This window comes from Mycobacterium sp. D16Q16 (assembly GCF_002013745.1).
In the GTDB taxonomy this organism is placed as follows: domain Bacteria; phylum Actinomycetota; class Actinomycetes; order Mycobacteriales; family Mycobacteriaceae; genus Mycobacterium.
The window spans coordinates 1-16,985 of the sequence record NZ_MAEY01000008.1; the positions used below are offsets into that span (position 1 = coordinate 1).

General features: G+C 60.3%; 19 protein-coding genes. 16 read left to right on the forward strand and 3 right to left on the reverse strand.

Annotated features, from left to right (window positions below; translation table 11 throughout):
* Positions 1 to 390 (forward strand): YbaB/EbfC family nucleoid-associated protein (locus B4394_RS10060; RefSeq protein ID WP_078314921.1); only part of this gene is annotated, 390 nt, incomplete at its 5' end.
* Positions 391 to 422: 32 nt separating this feature from the next.
* Here the strand turns inward: B4394_RS10060 and B4394_RS10065 are convergent.
* Both B4394_RS10065 and B4394_RS10070 read right to left on the reverse strand, forming a co-directional pair.
* On the reverse strand, positions 423 to 722 hold the full coding sequence (locus tag B4394_RS10065) for a WXG100 family type VII secretion target (protein WP_078314922.1): 300 nt from the start codon (positions 720 to 722) through the stop codon (positions 423 to 425).
* Positions 722 to 1,024: a WXG100 family type VII secretion target gene (locus tag B4394_RS10070; RefSeq protein WP_078314923.1), complete on the reverse strand. Its 303-nt coding sequence runs from the start codon at positions 1,022 to 1,024 to the stop codon at positions 722 to 724. The genes B4394_RS10065 and B4394_RS10070 overlap by 1 nt, the downstream gene beginning before the upstream one ends.
* Before the next feature lie 103 nt (positions 1,025 to 1,127).
* On the opposite strand from B4394_RS10070, the gene B4394_RS10075 reads away from it, so the two are divergent.
* The 4 genes from B4394_RS10075 (at position 1,128) to B4394_RS10085 (ending at position 4,472) form a co-directional block, all read left to right on the forward strand.
* The gene (locus B4394_RS10075) at positions 1,128 to 2,441 is read left to right on the forward strand and encodes a WXG100-like domain-containing protein (RefSeq protein WP_078314924.1); all 1,314 of its coding nucleotides are present in this window, start codon (positions 1,128 to 1,130) and stop codon (positions 2,439 to 2,441) included.
* Between the two features lie 4 nt (positions 2,442 to 2,445).
* Positions 2,446 to 3,018 (forward strand): hypothetical protein, encoded by a 573-nt coding sequence (locus B4394_RS10080; protein ID WP_139360089.1) that lies wholly within the window; start codon positions 2,446 to 2,448, stop codon positions 3,016 to 3,018.
* Between the two features lie 20 nt (positions 3,019 to 3,038).
* Complete coding sequence (locus B4394_RS25130) at positions 3,039 to 3,488, forward strand: hypothetical protein (protein ID WP_139360090.1); 450 nt, start codon at positions 3,039 to 3,041, stop codon at positions 3,486 to 3,488.
* A gap of 468 nt (positions 3,489 to 3,956) precedes the next feature.
* Entirely contained in the window at positions 3,957 to 4,472 is a 516-nt protein-coding gene (locus B4394_RS10085; RefSeq protein WP_078314926.1) for a hypothetical protein, read from the forward strand.
* A 26-nt stretch (positions 4,473 to 4,498) separates the two neighbouring features.
* Here the strand turns inward: B4394_RS10085 and B4394_RS10090 are convergent, their stop codons facing one another.
* Positions 4,499 to 4,948, reverse strand: a complete 450-nt coding sequence (locus tag B4394_RS10090) for a hypothetical protein (RefSeq protein ID WP_078314927.1) — start codon at positions 4,946 to 4,948, stop codon at positions 4,499 to 4,501.
* A gap of 109 nt (positions 4,949 to 5,057) precedes the next feature.
* Here B4394_RS10090 and B4394_RS10095 point away from each other — a divergent pair, with 109 nt between their 5' ends.
* The 11 genes from B4394_RS10095 to B4394_RS25695 all read left to right on the forward strand — a co-directional run bounded on the left by B4394_RS10095 (position 5,058) and on the right by B4394_RS25695 (position 16,577).
* Positions 5,058 to 6,407, forward strand: coding sequence for a hypothetical protein (locus tag B4394_RS10095; RefSeq protein ID WP_078314928.1), 1,350 nt, complete (start codon positions 5,058 to 5,060; stop codon positions 6,405 to 6,407).
* Positions 6,408 to 7,397: 990 nt separating this feature from the next.
* Complete coding sequence (locus B4394_RS25135) at positions 7,398 to 7,589, forward strand: hypothetical protein (RefSeq protein WP_139360091.1); 192 nt, start codon at positions 7,398 to 7,400, stop codon at positions 7,587 to 7,589.
* Positions 7,590 to 7,648: 59 nt separating this feature from the next.
* Positions 7,649 to 10,312 carry a phage/plasmid primase, P4 family gene (locus B4394_RS10100; RefSeq protein WP_078314929.1) on the forward strand — a complete coding sequence of 888 codons (2,664 nt, stop codon included), beginning with the start codon at positions 7,649 to 7,651 and terminating at the stop codon, positions 10,310 to 10,312.
* Between the two features lies 1 nt (position 10,313).
* Positions 10,314 to 10,586 carry a hypothetical protein gene (locus B4394_RS10105; protein ID WP_078314930.1) on the forward strand — a complete coding sequence of 91 codons (273 nt, stop codon included), beginning with the start codon at positions 10,314 to 10,316 and terminating at the stop codon, positions 10,584 to 10,586.
* A gap of 34 nt (positions 10,587 to 10,620) precedes the next feature.
* Positions 10,621 to 11,487, forward strand: a complete 867-nt coding sequence (locus B4394_RS10110) for a hypothetical protein (RefSeq protein ID WP_078314931.1) — start codon at positions 10,621 to 10,623, stop codon at positions 11,485 to 11,487.
* 723 nt (positions 11,488 to 12,210) lie between these two features.
* On the forward strand, positions 12,211 to 12,543 hold the full coding sequence (locus B4394_RS10115; RefSeq protein WP_132935509.1) for a hypothetical protein: 333 nt from the start codon (positions 12,211 to 12,213) through the stop codon (positions 12,541 to 12,543).
* Positions 12,540 to 14,411, forward strand: a complete 1,872-nt coding sequence (locus B4394_RS10120; protein ID WP_078314933.1) for a hypothetical protein — start codon at positions 12,540 to 12,542, stop codon at positions 14,409 to 14,411. Before B4394_RS10115 ends, B4394_RS10120 begins: the two co-directional genes overlap by 4 nt.
* Complete coding sequence (locus tag B4394_RS10125; protein ID WP_078314934.1) at positions 14,408 to 15,049, forward strand: hypothetical protein; 642 nt, start codon at positions 14,408 to 14,410, stop codon at positions 15,047 to 15,049. The genes B4394_RS10120 and B4394_RS10125 overlap by 4 nt, the downstream gene beginning before the upstream one ends.
* A gap of 9 nt (positions 15,050 to 15,058) precedes the next feature.
* Positions 15,059 to 15,490, forward strand: coding sequence for a hypothetical protein (locus B4394_RS10130; protein WP_078314935.1), 432 nt, complete (start codon positions 15,059 to 15,061; stop codon positions 15,488 to 15,490).
* Between the two features lie 58 nt (positions 15,491 to 15,548).
* Positions 15,549 to 16,061, forward strand: a complete 513-nt coding sequence (locus tag B4394_RS10135; RefSeq protein WP_078314936.1) for a hypothetical protein — start codon at positions 15,549 to 15,551, stop codon at positions 16,059 to 16,061.
* Positions 16,062 to 16,070: 9 nt separating this feature from the next.
* Entirely contained in the window at positions 16,071 to 16,577 is a 507-nt protein-coding gene (locus B4394_RS25695; RefSeq protein WP_286142019.1) for a hypothetical protein, read from the forward strand.
* The last annotated feature ends 408 nt before the right edge of the window (positions 16,578 to 16,985 follow it).

The following is a 16,985-nucleotide window of genomic DNA, read 5'->3' on the forward strand; positions in this document are numbered from 1 at the left end:
GCGCGGGTGGGTGGGCACGCGGTCTCTGGCGGGGTGGGCAAGGTGACGGTTTCGGCGCAGGGCCGCTTGCTGAAATTGGAGTTGACCCCGCAGTCTGCGCCTCCTCGTGCGGATCGGTTGGCGGCGTGGATCGAGGCCGCGTATGTGCAGGCGTGTGAGTCGGCGGTGGCGCAGGTGCGTGAGCAGATCACGAAGGTCACCGACGCTAATCCAGAGTTGGCCGGGATGTTCGATGTGCTCGATGAGGATTTCGGGAGGTTGTCGGGGGCGCTGCACGCGCCGAAGCCGCGTGCGGTCCGTGAACGCGAGGAACAAACTCCACCCGAAGGTTGGGAAGAGGAAGAGTGGAATCCGGGCGCAGACCCGTTCGGGCGCACACGGAGCCGATAGAGCACATGAGACAGGCGGCGGTGCCTCTTGGTTTAGCCGCCCCACATTTTCAGGTTGGCGTTGATCGCGCCGGTGTAGTTGCCGTGCGCGGTTTTGGCTCCCTCACGGATCTTGCGCAGCCCTTCTTGCAGGTCTTCGACGCCGGAGCGCCATTGGGCTTGCCAGGCTTTGTGGGCGCGTTCGGTTTCCCCGGTCCAGGGCATCGTGGCCACGTAGCCGTCGATGAGTTCGACGTTGTGATCGGTGCCTTTGGTGAACTGATCCATGTGAGTGATCAAGTTGTCTAGTGCTTCCAGGTCCACCTTGTAGGCGTCATCTCCGCCGCTGGCCATCAGGTGAGCCTTTCGCTAGCTTCGTGCAGGCTTGTCGCAGCGGCTGCGGCCCACGAGGTGGCTTGATCAAGGGCCAGGACCAGTTTGTGAATGCCTTCCTGCCATTGCTGCCAACCCTCATCGAGCTTGCTGGCGGCACTGCCGGTCCAGGATCCTCCGACCACTTCATCGCCCTCGGTCTTAAGACGGTCGAACAGTGTCTTGATTGCGGTGTTGGCATCATCGATGTCTTTGGCGGAGCCGATCACGCCCGCATACTGCAGATACAGCACGTCGCCGGACCCGCTACCAGGTACCACCATGGTAAGAAGCCTTCCGAAGTTCCAGGTTGCCTGGCTGGTCAGGTAACCATCGTTTACGCTTGCTCTCTGGCGGTCCAGCCTACTATCGGGGAGGCATATTCAGGTGGTCGAGGTTGATCCCGCTGTGTACGCCCAAGCTGCCAAGACCGTAGATACGGCAGCGGGGGACGTGAATAAGGCCCTTACCTCGCTGCTGGGGAAAATCGGTGGACTCAACGGGATGGCGGGCACCGATCAGACTGCTGAGACGTTCGCTGAGGGCTACGATTCGGCGGCCTATGACGCGCTGAATGCGATCGGCGACCTCGTGGACATGTTGGGCAACAGCTCCGATGCGATCAAGGTCAGCGGAACCAACCACGCAGCGGCCAATGCGGCATCCAGCGGAGAAGGTGTTGATCCTGCGCCCGCCCCACCTCCGAGAAGCAAGGCACTCATGGTGTGCCCGTATGTCTCGGCCAAGGGATCCGATTCTGGTGGTCCGAGCGGAATCCTGGGGAAAATATGGGACGCGATCCAGAGTCTAGTGGGATACATCTGGCCCAATGGCAGCCCCGGAAAACTGCGGGAGGCGGGCACGGCCTGGAATGGTGCGGCCACCAGTATCGGTCAACATCAGAGTTCTATTCAATCCGCTATCGATCATCTGCAAACCCAGGATTCTCCCGAAATCCCCCTGGCCATAGCCTATCTCAACGACCTCAAGACAAAATACTCTGAACTACAGACCTCCCTGAGTGACCTGGGAAAATCATGCAACGATCTTGCGCAAGCAATCGAAGATGCCCACCGTGAACTTGAAAACGAGCTGCAACAATTCGCTATTGAATTCGCGGTAGGGGAAGTGGTATTTGCGATCCTGTTCGAGGTGGGCGGTGAAATCTGGGGAAACGCTGCCATGGCAGCGCGCGCCACCGTCATGGCCGGGCGATGCGCCAAAATCATTGAACGCCTCATCGAACTCGCAAGAACAATCGCCGCCACCGCAAAACGAGCAGGCGACGCCATCAAAAACCTCCTAACCAAACTGAAAGTAATCAAAAAAGCAGAACCCAAAAAACCACCCCCACTGATAACAGCCAACAAAGCAGCAGGCGACGCCGCACGCGACATGGTGAAGAATAGGTATCATCCCAATGCCCGTACTGAAGTAACTGAGCAGACGAAACTGGGAGATCGCCGTATCGATATACTCGACGGAAATCATGCAGTTGAAGTCAAGCTGGGGCGAACGTCCCTTACCACAACAGGTTCGGCTCCAACTCGTCTTCAAATCGATAAAGATGTCGAATTGATGAAACAAGGCTATACTGTGGAGTGGGTCTTTACTAAGAGCGGAACTACTGGAGCTGTCGGGCCTACGAAGCCGCTTGTGGACGCTCTTGCTAAAGCGGGTATTCCATGGAGGATTGCTTAGAACTATGTCGATTAGTGGTAAAGAAACTGATTTCACGGGGTACGAATTACCCGATTCTGGCGTGGTGGTTGCTGGCGCGCCATACCAGTGGTCGCGTGCTGACGCGATGAAAGACTTCGATTATTTTGTAAGCACTCTCGATGAGCGGATTGTGATGTTAAATCGGCTCACAACGCGAAATGACGGGCCGAAACTGGACTTCACGGATGAATCCGTTGCATTGTTGAATGATTGGTTCGTGGATCGAGCAGAGCCTGACCCAGACCAAGAGAGTTGGCCAGGTGGCCTGACTTCGGAGTGGTATTCGGTGGTGGGTGATATGAAAGCTTATTTAGGCGAAATTCTTCGGAAACGCAAGCCCAACCTTCATTGGGTGTTGTGGACTAGAAGTAAAAAAGACGTCGCTTACCAAACGCCGGTAATCTCGGGTTTCAATAATGTACCGAACAAGAACTATAATGTTGATTATGGGCGAATTATTGCGATGCTGGGTCAGCGAATCGTAAAGGGAGACCTTCGTGAGGATAGTCGGAGGATACTTCTTAACGTATTGCTGGATGATGTTGCGTCGGCGTAACTTACTTTCCGGGGTGATTCGTGTCATATGATATTAATTTCTGGTTTCCCAGAGTCGGTACAGTATTTGAAGACTGGGTGGAATCGTTCGACGGTATCTATCCCGTCGAGGAGCAGCACTTATTAGCGGCTGCGCTTGATGGGGTGCTAGTGCAGGCGCGTACGGCACTACCCGCATCGGCGTACTCAGAGTGTGGCGGTGGTTTCGCCTTGGACGACGAGGCCACCGCGATTTCATTCGGTTATTCTCCATATGGGGTGTCGTTATCATGCCCTTATAGGACAGGCGGCGGTGAGTTTCGCATTACCGCTATGTATGGTATCGCTCAAGCAGTGTCATCGTGTGTGGGATTGCAAGCGTACGATCCTCAAATTGAGGGTATTGCAGAGCCGCGTAATCGTGCGGCGGCGATTCATGCATACGAGGAAGCCGCCAGGTTTGCGGCGTCGTTATTCTCTCAATCTGACTAAGAGGATTGTCGGGTGTGACATCTACCTCAGATGATGGAGCCCTATTTCGTCAATTGACGACTGTTTGATTGACGAAATAGGGGCAAGGTTCGCCCGTGTAGAGAGTCCAGTGCATCCCCGGACACCCGTCCCGTCGAAATCCCGCTGACCAGCCCTTTTACCGTACGGGGTCTCGGCCGGCGCCCGGACGGTGCTCTAGGTTATCGACCCCTGTAACCTGGCTGACCAGCCCTTTTGCTCCTGTGGGGACTCGACATTGCCTGGTCAGCGGGTGTGCGTGTACGGGAGCGGCACCCGGACACCGGAAACCGTGTACGGGTGGGGGATATGGGTTGACCTGGGGCTTAGCGGTGCGGGTGTACGGGGAGTGTCCGGTGGGTTGGGATGGGGTTGTGTGTCGTGCTTGGTGGTGCCCCCTCCCGTCGATACGGTGACCTTGATACGCGGACGCTAATTCGAGGGGAACACATGGACACTGCCGACGCCAACGATGAGAACCCTGACATCACTTCCATCCAGTTCGAGGATGGGACTTTCATGTTGATGCCGTTCAAGGTCTACGGGTACATCGAGCAGGAGATTGAGCGCATCGCTACGGATCCTGACGCCATGGAGTTCTTGTCGCTGTCGCGGATTGCCGACCCGCCGACACTGGCGCACTACTACACCATGGGGCAGTTCGGAAACTTGTGTGTGTTCGCGTCGAAGACGGCGAAGGACAGCTTCGATAAGCATTTCCCCGGCACGCGGATTCCGGACGGGTTCTGGGAGACGGCGAAAAGCAGGATCGCCGAGATAGCCGAGGGGAGTCCGCCCTTGGGGTCGATTGATATGGGGGTCGGGATCGCACGGGATGTTTATGGCGGCAACGAAGCGGTTCCTGACCTATCGAGTCTCACGCCAGGTGACCAGTGCGGAATTCTGCTGCAACAGTTCGCCGTGTTCGCACTCCTAGCGGAGCATGCTCGTCAGTCTGCGAGCTGACGGGCGGGGATCGGTGCAGTCGCTCGTCAGACCAACTTGAGCTGGATGTCCGTGATGGCCCTGGCCGGGGTGACGAGCCCAGGGCATCCCGGGCCTTCGCGTGTTCCCTCGCCTGTTCCGGCCAGACTGCTGGGGTTCCATTCGTAGTGGAAGTGAGCGGCCTTGGGGATGGTGGAGCCGTCCGGGCAGCCCACGTCGATGTCGGACACGTCCATCTTCCAGCGACCGTCTGATAGCTGCGCTTTGGCGGTCTCGCAGTTCTCGCGTTTGGCGTTGTCGCAGAGCTGCACGGTGGCGCAGCCGTCGCCGCACGGGGTGAAGAACCAGTGATTCGTGATGGTTTGGACGCTTTCGCGATTGGTCGTGGTCTCCGTGTAGTGCCCAGACATCTGCGTATCAGCGACCGCGACGGGTGCCAGGGCGAGGCTCGCGGCAGCCGTGGCGAGAATGGCCGCTGTTCTCGTGTGCTTGATCATCGACGCCCCCTGTGGTGCTGGTGTTTCGGCGAGCGTAACAGCGGCTAGCAGCGCTATGGCGGGGACATCAATTTGAGCCGATGTCGGACGCTGACGCTAGCGTCAGTGCATGTTGGACATTGGACGTGCGAGCACCGCTGTTCGGGTTTGTATCGGGGTGGCCGCTGCTGCGGTTATCTGCCTGGCGTTGATGGCAGTTGTGAAGTTGCTCGGCTGGAACGGTGAGCTGCAGCAGCCTGTCCTGAACTTTGTCTACAACTCGGTGCTTGTTCTGTGGGTGATGTGGGCGTTCCGCAAGCGGCTTATCAAAGGTGTTATCTTCTACCTTCTGTTCTTCTATGCCATCGCGGGGATGCTGGCATTTAGCGCTGTGGGGCTGGCAGTGCTTGAACCTCGTGTCGCTGATGCGTTCGGCACCGAGATTGAATTGGTGATAGACCAATGCCAACCGCGCGGAAGTCAGTACGTCTGTGCTGCAAAGACCACGGAGCGTCCACCTCGGGCGGGTGTAGGCACTCTGAGCGGTTTCCATGAACATGGCGACATCGTGCGCGGGACGTACTACAGCGGGATCTTTGGCGGCTTCGCGGAGGGCGGGCACGCGCCACCGCGTCCAGCGATTGGTTCCTCGCTCGTGGCGGCGGTGGCGCTGCTTGCGGGCATCCTCGTGGTCATGTGGGCTCTGGTGAAGGCTCTTCGCACCCCTCGTGGTTCCGCAGTCTGGGAGCCGAAGGACTCGGTGTTCGTCAACGCCCGTCTGGAGCCTCTCTTCGGATGGGTCGGGCTGTTGGGTGCAGGTGTTGCGACAGCGGTCAGTGGCTATCTCTTCATGGCGCAGTTGGGTGCAGCCAACGAGACCATCACGGCAATGGGTCTGTCGGTGGGTGACTGGATGACCGTGGCCAGTGTGATGGTCGGGCTGGTGGCGTGGGGCTACCGGAAGGCCGAGACTCCGTTTGGCAAGAAGGTCATCGCGGTTCTGTCGAAGGCTACTCGCATAGGGTTGTTGTGCATCTGCGGTATTGGTGCGATATTCGCGGTACTGCAGTCAGCGTCGCTGTCGAGGCGATTCATCACGACAGCGCCACAAGCTATCTGGGACTCCATCGAGTACATCGGCAGACTGCAGCAGGGCTTCACGGTGCCGATGCTGCTGGCCGCAGCCGCGCTTCTCCTTGCCGCGCATCTGATGACACTTCAGTTCTGGGAGGCGGGTGAAGCGCTCAGGCAACAGAGCGCGGCGTTGTCGGTGTTTCGCCCGGATATTCAAGAGTTGATCGACTTCTTGGCGCTACACGCCAACGGCTACGAACGTGCCCGCCTCGACGAGCGGTTCCCCGATAGTGAGTCCCTCTTGGCACAGTTGCACAGCATTGGATTGGTCGTGCAGGTAAGAAAGCGTCCTCGCCTAACGCCGCTGGGCAAGCGAGTAGCAACCATCAACGTCAGTGCGACATAGATTCACGGCGTTTCTCTGGGATTCGGCGGCAGCGAGGTCGAGGTGGATGGACACGAGGCCCTGCGGCGTGCTGGGGACTCGACAAGGGTTGGTCAGGGATTCTCGTGGGGGAGTCCGGTGCATCCGACATGGCCGTTAGGTTGGCCCCTCGTGACCTGCGGGTTCGGGGCGGGGCTGGATGGTGGGAGGGTGGGGAGGTGTCGAGTGTCTGGTGGCCTGTGTCGGGCTAGTGCCCAATCCAGAACCGCAGGCCCGTGAAACTTGGCACTAGAAAAACCGCGCCTGACCTGGGCTTATATGCCGCTAGTGCCCAATCCCATGGTCTCGCGTTTCCAATCGGCTACTAGGAAAAACACCCGCTGAACTGGGCTTATATGCCCGCCAGTGTCCAATATCCCGATTTCAGGCCACGAGGACTATATGGGAGTGATCGCACGGGGCATCTCACACACTCACACCTCGAACACTGGGAAAAAATTTCCTTGTTCTCTATATAACTGCCAGATTGGGCACTAGCGGTCATATAAGCCCAGGTCAGAGACCACTTTTCCTAGTGCCCATTTTTTTCCCGATTGGGCACTAGAAATAAAACCGCAGGTCAGATGGGGTTTTCTAGTGCCCAATCTAGTGCCCAATCCGCCACGGATTCGGCACTAGGACTGATCCGCACCGTGTGCCCGTTACCAAATCGTGACCTTCGCCTTCTCGCCTCCATGTGCGGTCTGGGTGTTACGGCTAGGCAAAGTGAAATCCCTTGTGACTGTTATGTTTAGCGAAACATGCTGCGAGACAACGGATTTCCGCATCACCACAGGTAGGCGTGGGTGTCGGTCTGGTCGCGCTCTCTGAGTGCAGGGCTGCAAGCTCCTCAGCCAGCTAACTCAATGAGTGCTTCTATTTATCGAACAGGGGGAGTGTTCGAGCACTTCAGGACGGTAATAGTGCTGGATTTACCTGGTCATCTGACCATTAGACAGCTAATGTAGTGATATGGGACGAAAAGTTGGAGTGAGCATCATCGCGGCGCGCTGCCGAAAGGCACGGCAGACCGTGCTCCTAGCAGTCACCGAAGGCCGTCTGCCTGCCGAGGAGTTGGAAATCGGCGGCGGTCGGCGGGTCTACCTCATTGACCCCGAGGACGCAGAGCGGCTCTGGCCCAGGAACATTCCCGTTTCGGCCTAGACAAAAAATGAGCGCCCACCTGGCGGGGTGGACGCTCGATATCGAGAGGAACCAGACCAATGGCATTGCCCGATGACATGATCGTAGCACCGACCGAGCAGGTCGGGCAGACCCTGCTCCCCGACCACCTGGAATACCTTGTATCCAGTGGTATCTCCGAGGCGTACCTGAAGGCCACTCCGCTGATCCGCTCCGTGGAGACCCAGGCCGACCTCCCTGACTACTTCCGTGAGCGCGAGGACATCGTGCGCCCGAGGGGAATCCTGTTCGGGTGGCGCACCAAGGACGGAAGTATCGAGTGGCAGTTGCGCCTCGACGAGCCGCTGACCGACCCCGACACGGGGCGGGTCAAGAAGTACCTGATGCGCTCGGACTCGGGCATCAGGTATGGGCTCATCCTCAAGCGCAGTGGCTCGAAGGTGCTGATCGTGGAAGGCACCAAACAAGGGCACAGTGTCGCGAGCGCCATCGACATGAACACCTCCGTGATTCAGATTCCGGGGTGCACGGGCTGGTCGCGTGACGGGTGGCAAGCTCCGATGGAACTCGTGCAGTTGACCTCGAACAAGCAAGTGCACATCCTGCTGGACGCGGACGCCGAGGTGAACTTCAACGTGTATACAGCGGGTGAGAAGCTGGCGTCCCGACTGTCCCCGACTGCTGCGTCGGTGAAGTTCCTGCGGTGCCCCGGCGAGGGTAAGTCGGGCATTGATGACTTCTTGTCCACGCTCGATGAGCGCCAGCGCAAGCTGACCCTAGAGACGCTCATCAAGAACGCGAAGACCAAGCCCGCTGAGCAGCGCCCGAAGCCCGCTCTGCGGGTCATCGACGGCGAGGGCAACCCTAACGGTGACAACTCGGAGTGGATGTTCAGCCCCGGCGGAAAACTGCGCGTAGACACAGTAGCCAAGCACCTCCTGACCACGGAAACACCAGTAGCTCTTGGCGCAAGCGGCCTCTCGGTCTACAGCGGCGGTGTGTACGAGGTTTCCGACGCCGCTATCGAGTCGATGATTGGTGACTTGCTCCTTGACCAGTACGACACGGGGAAGGTGTCGAACCTGTCGAGTCGTCTGCGCGGTCTGTGTCACTCTCGTGGACTTGTTTTGCGTGATGCGCGCACTTTTCTCGGAGAGTCACCGCTGTTCGATGAACCGCTCCTTTGCGTCGAAAACGGAGTCGTCCACCTGGAGTCCGGGGAGCTGCTTCCGCACTCTCCGAGCTATCTGATGACTACGCGATTCGCTGTGAAGTATGACCCGTCCGCCACCTGCCCGACGTTCGATGTGTGGCTCTCAGAGTCCACGACAATCAAAGGTCGAGACCAATCTGATGTGCTGCTCGACGTGTGTTCACAAGTCCTCGACTTCACACGGCTTCCGGAGAAGAGCCCCTTCCTGTTCGGCCCAACGCGGTCGGGCAAGTCCACCTTTTTGGAGTTGTTAGTGAAGCTCGTCGGACCCGGCGCCACGAGTGGCATGAAGATGCAAGACCTGGAGAGTGACCAGTTCGCGATTGCCGACTTGTATGGGAAGCGCATCAACATCGATGCGGACGTGTCTGACGAGTACGTGCCGAGCGTTTCCAATTTGAAGAGGTTGACAGGTCGAGACCCGATCACGGCAAATCTGAAATACGGCAAGCGGTTCACGTTCATCAACCAAGCTCTTCCCGTCTTCTCGGGCAACACGCTGCCTACAGTGGGCGAGCGGAGCAGAGCTTTCATGGCTCGCGTAGTGCCTGTGAGCTTCCCGCACAGCAAGGAGGGCTCGGAGGACGAGACTCTCCCCGGACGACTAGAAGCGGAGCTGCCGGGCATCCTGAACCGCCTCATCGAGGCGTGGCGAGCACGGAAAGCACGGGGGAAGTTCCTGCCGCCCCGGCGCATCGTCTTGACGGACTTCGAACAGCGCGTGTCGTCCGTGCACGCCTTCCTGCACGACGCTTGTTGGCTGTGGAAAATCGGCGGCGAGGGCTGGATTGCACCCCGAGAGGGTGACGAGCACAAGACGATTCGGGCGGGTTACGGATTGAAAGTGAGGAGCCTGTACACGCTCTACGAGGCGTGGGCGGCTGCCACGGGGCATCGGGGGAAGCTCTTACAAGGGAATTTCAAGAAACAGATTTTGGAGATTCCCGGGGTCGTCGTCGGCAAAGGTCAGGTGTCCAAGAAGCCTGAGTTCAACTTGTCGCCGAACCTCGAAGCCGAGTGGGGCGAGCTGCCTGCTGAGCTTCGATTCGCGAGCGTCGCCAAGACTCCGCCGCCACTCGATGACGATGACGACGACGAGGGCGGGAACACCGATCCTCGCGGAGGCGGCACCACCCCGCCTCCCGCACCGAAGCCTGCACCACCCGTTCCTTCGGCTCCTGCTCCCAAGAGGGCTCCCGTCTCCAAGACGGCTCCCACCCCCTCGGCCACGCCGACTGTCACACGGGAGAACGGATACACGATCATCCGAACGGGCGGAAGCACGAAGCCCGCGCCGACCGCCGTCTTCGAGTCGGCCCGCGAGGAACTACTGCACGCAGTCGGCCCCTCGGCACGGTTCCGCCCGTTCAACCTCGACCAACTGACCGAGCGTGCCGAGAACGAGGCCCGCGCACAAGGCGGGGATCCCGCCGTCGAGGAGTTGCGTGCTGAGGTCGCTCGGCTCCGCGCCGAGCTGGACAAACGAATCACCCGGACGAACATTTGGCGCACGTACGGACAGGAGAACTGACATGCAGTACGACCCCTACCCTGATCTCCCCGCGCTCCCGCGCGCCGTGCAGCTCGCCTGTCAGACCATCGAGCCCGAGCACCTGACTATGCCGCCGGAAGACCTGCACGTGGTAGTTGAGGTCAGCCAGTCCATCCACAACTTCGTTTCCCACTGCACCCCGCACCTCGGGAGCGAGGCGGTGGAGATGACCACCTACCGCGCTCTGCTCGCTGTCCAGCGGGTCGTCGAGGAAGCCCTGAACAACAGCGGGGACGTGACACACGATGACTAGCGAAACCCGCTCCAGCGCAACAACAATTGCCCCCATGAGCATCCTCACCCGCCGAGAAGCCGAGCAGGCAGAGCACCAAGCGGTCACTCACACGCTCAAGGCCGACCGCCGATTTCTCTGGCTCTGGCTCACCATCGCCACCATGCTCAGTGTTTGCGGAAACATCGGACATGCCTGGCTCACCGTTCCAGCCGGAACCGCCCAACTGCTCGCAATCGGTTGGGCGGCGGCACCCCCAACACTCCTGATGCTGGCTGTCCACGGGCTCCCGACGCTGAGCCGCATGCTCGGCTCTGAACGGTCAGACCGACTCCTGTCCATCGTCGTCTGGGGCGTCACCATGGGCGCGTTCGGCTGGTCTGCGTTCGGCATCTACTCCTTCACCGCGACCCTCGGAGTGCCCGCCGAACTCGCATGGGTCGCGCCGCTTGTCATCGACCTGAGCGTGTTCGGCGCTACACGGGGATTGGTGTTGACCGCGCCCCTTGCAGCCCGCTTGAGGGTCGGCGCGCCAGCACCCCGCACCGCGCAACCCCAGGTCAGCAACCGTCCCGCGACGCCCGCCGCGCCGCGCCCAATCACCTCAAGCGCGCCCGACGCATCGCGTCCCGCGTCGCGCGCCGTCTCCACGGACGCGCCCAACACCCCGCGCAGCGCGTCTCCCAACGCGGCACAGAAGGGCTCCGACGCGCCAGAACTGGTCGCGTTGGCCGAGAGAATCGTGGGGAGCAAGGCAGTGAGACAACCCGTGGACACGGTGGCTCGGATCCTCGCGATGTCGGAGTCGGAGAGTCGGAAGAACGTCATCTCGGACAAGCTCGGGGTGCACCATTCAGTCATCACGAAGACCTTGGAGGCTGCCGAGGCTCAGCGCCGTCACGGCCTCCAAGCGGTCTCCTGAGCCCGTTTGCCCGCCCTCTCGAACCCATCGGAACCCCCATTTCGTAAGGCCGCGCGTCAGATGCCCCGTAAGACGACCCGTAAGCACCCCCGTAAGACCGCCCGTAAGATTTCCGCGACCTTCGATTCTCGGCACGGGCACTGCTCTATATAGCCAGCTAGAGAACCCCTTTCTCACGTATTCGAGCCTCACTCGAACCCTCGCTCCCAGGCCCTCTCGTAACGCCCCGCGTAAGGCCCCCTGAACGCCCAATTCTGGAGCGCCATAACGGGACTCGGCGCTCAGCTCTCCCAATCCATAAGACCGACTCACCTCCCAAGCACCCGCTCGATGCTCGCTGCACACCGTGGCGATGCCACGGCGCACACCTCGCGGCGAACGTCCTGGATGGTCGAGAACCCCTGTGACCTGGGGTTTCCAGTCGATGCACTGAAATCTCAATCAGTCCTCTGAACTGCGGAAACACCCGAATTGCCATGCCTCTCGAACTCTTCGTCCTCCGCATTTCCCCAGGTAGCGGCCACTTTATGCACCACCAGCAAACGTAACTGTTAATGCCAACATAACGGGATGCACTGGTAGACACCGAAATTGATGAAGTCAAGGGTTGACAGGGCAAAGTATTTGATTAGACTTATTAACGGCGGAACTCCTGTAACCCGTCCGCCGAATTAAGAAGTGGGGTCTCGGCAAAGCCCCTCGGAGGTCAAGGAGGTGAGGCAGATGGGCAAGCTCGTAGCGGCTGGTCTGCTAGCCCTCTTCGGCCTCGGACTACTCGGTGACTACCCGCTCGTGGGCTTCGGGATGCTCATCGGTGCGGGACTTCTCGTGTGGATGAGCCTGCAATCCCGCCAGTCCCTCCGAGTGGAGCGGGCTCGCCCCGTGGCCGCGCGGAGTGCCCGCGTCGAGGTTCAGTCGGAGGTCAATTCCGCGCAGCGCCAGGCCAACAGGGAGATGCGCGCCACCGTTGAGCGCGCCCGTCGTCAGGCGCAGAAGAACGTCGATAACGCGGTTCAGCGCGTCGAGCGTGAGCAAGCCGCGAGGTGGATTGCATGAGTCGCCAGCAACGCCGTGCCCTCGCCGCCAGGCGTGCTGAAAGGCGCGAAGACTTTATGTGGCAGCGGAACATCAAGGCCCAGGATGCGCGTCTGGACGCGCTCGACCGCGACGAGCGTGAAGCGGAAAAAGAGTACGAAAAGTTGTCCGAGAAGCTCGCCACGATTGAGCTGCGAGCGCGTCAGGACGGCGAGAAGGCCGTCGCGGAAATCACGCGCCAGGCCGCGTCGGAGGAGCGCCGCGTGTTGAGCACGCCACTCACGCGGTACAGCGGCGCGGGCTATGGACGCCCGCCCACGTGGGTGTGGCACGTGAAGAGTTCCATGCCATCTGGACTCGCTCGTCGAGTCGGAATCGAGGCTCGTGACGGTGGCCCACTCCTGGTGCTCCGCGCGGGTGGCGGGGTTGCTGAGTCCGACTTGGCCCCTGCTGTGCTCGCCGCTGAGTTGCCCGAATTGGCGCATGACCCGAGCTTCGTGGGATGGAGCGACCAAACGATTTCACTTCTCCCGGAAGTCGCCGCACGCTACTCGATTCTTGAGCTGTTGCGCAACGACGACTGGCTCTCGCACGTGTTGGAGAGCGCGGGGATCACGAGTACGAGCACCAGCACGGAGCAGGTGCAGGGCGTGTACGGGGTCGTTGAGCGGAAAGTCACGACGACGACTGTGCCCTCGTTGTCGGACGTTCGAGTCACCCGGACGGGGCTGCGGCTCACATTCGGGCATCAGCCCGGGAAGAGCGCGAGGGACTGGAACTCTCGGATTGACGCGCTCCGCGCGGGGCTCAAAGCCAGTGGGCTGGATGCCGACAACATGAGGATTTCGGACGGTGAGGGCGGCTCGGTCGTCTTGCACACGAACGACATCGACCCCTTCTCGGGCACCGTGCCCGAGAGCGGCACGTTCGACGCGGAGCGGGGCAGGAGCCTGCTCGGCATCACCGAGTCGGGTGACGAAGCATGGATTACGTGGAACGGCTCGTCGGGACTCGTGGTCGGCGGCGTGCCTGGGTCGGGCAAGACAGCTTCGCTCTTGCCCGTGTTCGCGGGTATGTCTGGGCAGGCCGAGTTGCATGTGTTCGATGGGAAGTCGGGGTTCGACCTTCACCCGCTTCGGCACATTTCGAGCACGTACGACCGCACGGGTGACATCGGGGCTCCATTGGAAACGCTGCGCCGTCTCGACGCTCTCCGCACCGCTCGCGCCGAGGCGATGTACGAAGTGCTGGGAGCGAACAACTTTTGGAATCTGACCGCCGAGCAGAAGTCCCAGTTGGGCGTTCGGCCTGTGTTTTGCATCCTCGATGAAGTCCAAACTTGGACGGACACGAGCGGTATGGACAGAGAAGAAAAAGCCATCGCCGCCGAGTGCATCAAGCTGATTCGCACTCTTGTGCAGAAAGGCAGGAGCGCTGGAATCGTCGTCGTCTTGACGACTCAAAAGCCAGATTCGGTCTCGGTCCCTACGGTCATCAGGGACAACGCCGCGCTCAAGATTTGTTTCCGTGTGAGCACGCCGGAACAAGCTGTGACGGTGCTTGGCCGTCAAGCACCCGGTGCGCCTGACCCCACGGAAATCATGATGTCCACGAAGGGGCGCGGCGTCATGGAGACTGAAGGCCACGGCATCGTGTTGTTCCAAGCTGGATACAAGGAACCGTCCGAATTGGACGCCGAGCTGGCCCAGCACCAGCCTGTGCCTGACCAGAGCCGTGTGGCTGCACGACTTCTCGGCAAGACCGAAAAAGTGGTGTCACGTCCCACCGCGCCCGAGACGGACGACAGCACTGAGAGCACTGTCACGCCCCCCGCGCACGAGACCGACGAGGAGACGGAACAGACTGAAGTGGAAGGTTTTTCGTTGTGAGCAGATTCGTTGTTGGACTCGACGCCGTAGTCACTGGCGTGTCCGTGTGCGCGTTCGTCGAAGGGCGGGACGCCCCCGTCACGCGGTTCGTGCGCGCTCCGAGAATCGACAACTTCGACGTGATGAGCCAGGTTGCTCGGACATTGGTGACTGCTGACGAAACGATGGAAAGCGTTCTCAAATCGGGGATTCCCGAGTTCGTTGTGATGATGAAGCCGACGATGGGTGCTCCACGCGGCCAAAAGAAGGACGACTCTGGTCCTCGGCGAATGATGCTTGCGGGAGAAATCCAGCGACGGCTCGTGGAAGCGCGGATACCCGTAGCCGAAGTGGCATCCATGAATCTTGTGGACTGGCTGCTCGGCGCTGGACGCAAATATCCACCGCGCGACTGGGAGCCACTTGAACGCGCTATCCAGGACGCCTGGTGTCCTGGCGACCCAGACGACAAAGGCTTCCGGTTGACGACAGTCGGAGTGGCAGCCGTGGCCGCTGTCATCGCGGGGATCCCGACTCGCAAGAGCATTGAAAACTCGGCTCTCGCGGCGCTGAGTGAGGTACGCCTGCCCGATGGGTGGACGCTTACGGCACGGGCATCCGAGTGGAACACGCTGTACATGAAATCTGAAGTGGCATAGGAGAAGACCATGGAAAGAGAAGTTGAAGTCCCGTTCGAGGTCGCCCGAGCGCTGGACGAAAGGTACGACCAGCACGCCGACCGCTACGGCCCCATGGGTTTCGTGGGGCTGGTGGCGGGCATCATCGGCACGGGCGTGGCGCTCTCGAACCATCCCGCGCCCGCCTGGGCGGCGGTGGTCGCCGTGGTCGGCTGGTTGGTGTGCGTCGGTTCGTTCGTCGTCGCTATCGGTGCGAGCCGACGAGACACCGTGAAAGTGATGGACCATTTCGATAGAGATGTCCAGGACTACGACGACTGGGCCGACGATGACGACTTCGAGGACGAAGACGACGAGCTGGACGAGGAGCCCCGCGCCGTCGAGCATGTCCAGGCTCCCGCAGCTCCCGCATCACCAGCGGCGGGGAACCTGCTCAGCTCGCTCCGCCAGCAGGTCACCTAAGACCATCTACCCGGACAAAACATTCACCAGACCGACCACATGAAGAAAGGGAAGAAACATGAAGAAGAACATCATCGCGGCCACGGCAGTGCTCGCCATGGTCGGTCTGTCCGCGTGCGGGCATGACAGCGCTCCCGAGACCCAGCACGGGGCGCAGCCGTTCCCACGGGAGCAGCAGTGCGCGGACGTTTCTCGTCCTGCCGACCCGCACGGTCTCATCGGGAACAACTGGCTCAACGACAACGCTTGCGCCATCTTCAACATGAACCGCCCTGGTGCTGGCGTTGACCCGTCGCAGGCCGAGAAAATCGTCTACGACGCTAGGATGCGGGCTCTCGCAGGGAAGCGCGACCTCGCCCTTTTGGTTCGTCAGGGGAACGCGCAGATGGACAATCCAGCGGGCGTGATCACCGATTTCAAGGGTGTCATCTCCGAGCGCCGCGCATCGTTGAAGGCCGAGCTGACCGACTCTGGCCTGGCCTTGCAGGGCAAGGCTCCGCAGGGCTTCCGTATCGAGTATCTGAAGGGTGGGGCTCCCTCGGCCAGCCCTGGACTCGCGCCAGGGAAGTAGCGTGTTCACATGAAGAACAATCAATCCCGGACGGGCACAATAAAACTCGCCGCCCTGGCCGTCGCGGCCAGCGTGAGTATCGGGGTGATGGGGTGTTCGCACCCCACCCCCTCGGGGCCGAGCACGTCGGGAGAGACGAGCAGCTCAGTCGCGGCTCGGAGCCTGGTGGACGTGTCGCAGGTGTGGGCGACTCATCCCCTACCGCCGTGCCCTCGGCTTGTTGGTGGAAACCTGACCGCTCCAGCAGGACTGGCGCTTCCAAGTGATGAGACCGTGGCGAGACAGCTCGCGGGCGTGAAAAGCCCCGCGAGTGTGAGCTGGGTTCGTATCAAGCTGGGCTGGTTGACACAGGAATTGGCTGCGACACGGGCAGACATTATTGATGCCAACCTCCCCGGTGACCGTTCCATGCTCGACGGATTCGACCAGTACGTGCGTCACCTGCGTGATGAACTTCAGTTAGGCCATGACATTTCAGACCCTGTTGACAAGACCTATCCCGAAGGATGTTCCTGACCGTGGCTCCACAACCTGATGTCGAGAAGCCCATCGACCCGTTTTCTCTCGTGGGTGTTTCCTGGCCTGTGGAAAGTGAAAGTGCTTACCACGTGGCCGAGACGGTGGCGGATAACGCTGGAACAACAGCAGAGACGCAGGCTCAAAGCGCAAGTGACGCTGAGAAACAAACTGTAGATGGGATGAAGGGAAAGACCGCCGACAGTGTTTCTAGTGGATACGCCAGTGCGGCAACGTATCTGAACGAACAGAGCGTGACTTATAAGACAGTCTCAGGGTGGATGTTGGATGCGGCGGGCAAGATTAGAGGGGCGAAGAAGCACATCGCGAATCTCGTCCGCGCGGGAACAAGTGAAATCCGAGACGCAATGAACTCCGAGCTGTCGGGCACACCCACATCCCCATCGT

What these genes read in the sequence shown, in the direction of transcription:
- B4394_RS10105 (WP_078314930.1), top strand. Translation starts at nt 10,314, where the DNA reads ATGCAGTACGACCCCTACCCTGATCTCCCCGCGCTCCCGCGCGCCGTG.
- B4394_RS10090 (WP_078314927.1), bottom strand. Translation starts at nt 4,948, where the DNA reads ATGATCAAGCACACGAGAACAGCGGCCATTCTCGCCACGGCTGCCGCG.
- B4394_RS25135 (WP_139360091.1), top strand. Translation starts at nt 7,398, where the DNA reads ATGGGACGAAAAGTTGGAGTGAGCATCATCGCGGCGCGCTGCCGAAAG.
- B4394_RS10065 (WP_078314922.1), bottom strand. Translation starts at nt 722, where the DNA reads ATGGCCAGCGGCGGAGATGACGCCTACAAGGTGGACCTGGAAGCACTA.
- B4394_RS10085 (WP_078314926.1), top strand. Translation starts at nt 3,957, where the DNA reads ATGGACACTGCCGACGCCAACGATGAGAACCCTGACATCACTTCCATC.
- B4394_RS10100 (WP_078314929.1), top strand. Translation starts at nt 7,649, where the DNA reads ATGGCATTGCCCGATGACATGATCGTAGCACCGACCGAGCAGGTCGGG.
- B4394_RS10120 (WP_078314933.1), top strand. Translation starts at nt 12,540, where the DNA reads ATGAGTCGCCAGCAACGCCGTGCCCTCGCCGCCAGGCGTGCTGAAAGG.
- B4394_RS10135 (WP_078314936.1), top strand. Translation starts at nt 15,549, where the DNA reads ATGAAGAAGAACATCATCGCGGCCACGGCAGTGCTCGCCATGGTCGGT.
- B4394_RS10115 (WP_132935509.1), top strand. Translation starts at nt 12,211, where the DNA reads ATGGGCAAGCTCGTAGCGGCTGGTCTGCTAGCCCTCTTCGGCCTCGGA.
- B4394_RS10080 (WP_139360089.1), top strand. Translation starts at nt 2,446, where the DNA reads ATGTCGATTAGTGGTAAAGAAACTGATTTCACGGGGTACGAATTACCC.
- B4394_RS10110 (WP_078314931.1), top strand. Translation starts at nt 10,621, where the DNA reads ATGAGCATCCTCACCCGCCGAGAAGCCGAGCAGGCAGAGCACCAAGCG.
- B4394_RS10070 (WP_078314923.1), bottom strand. Translation starts at nt 1,024, where the DNA reads ATGGTGGTACCTGGTAGCGGGTCCGGCGACGTGCTGTATCTGCAGTAT.
- B4394_RS10095 (WP_078314928.1), top strand. Translation starts at nt 5,058, where the DNA reads ATGTTGGACATTGGACGTGCGAGCACCGCTGTTCGGGTTTGTATCGGG.
- B4394_RS25695 (WP_286142019.1), top strand. Translation starts at nt 16,071, where the DNA reads ATGAAGAACAATCAATCCCGGACGGGCACAATAAAACTCGCCGCCCTG.
- B4394_RS10130 (WP_078314935.1), top strand. Translation starts at nt 15,059, where the DNA reads ATGGAAAGAGAAGTTGAAGTCCCGTTCGAGGTCGCCCGAGCGCTGGAC.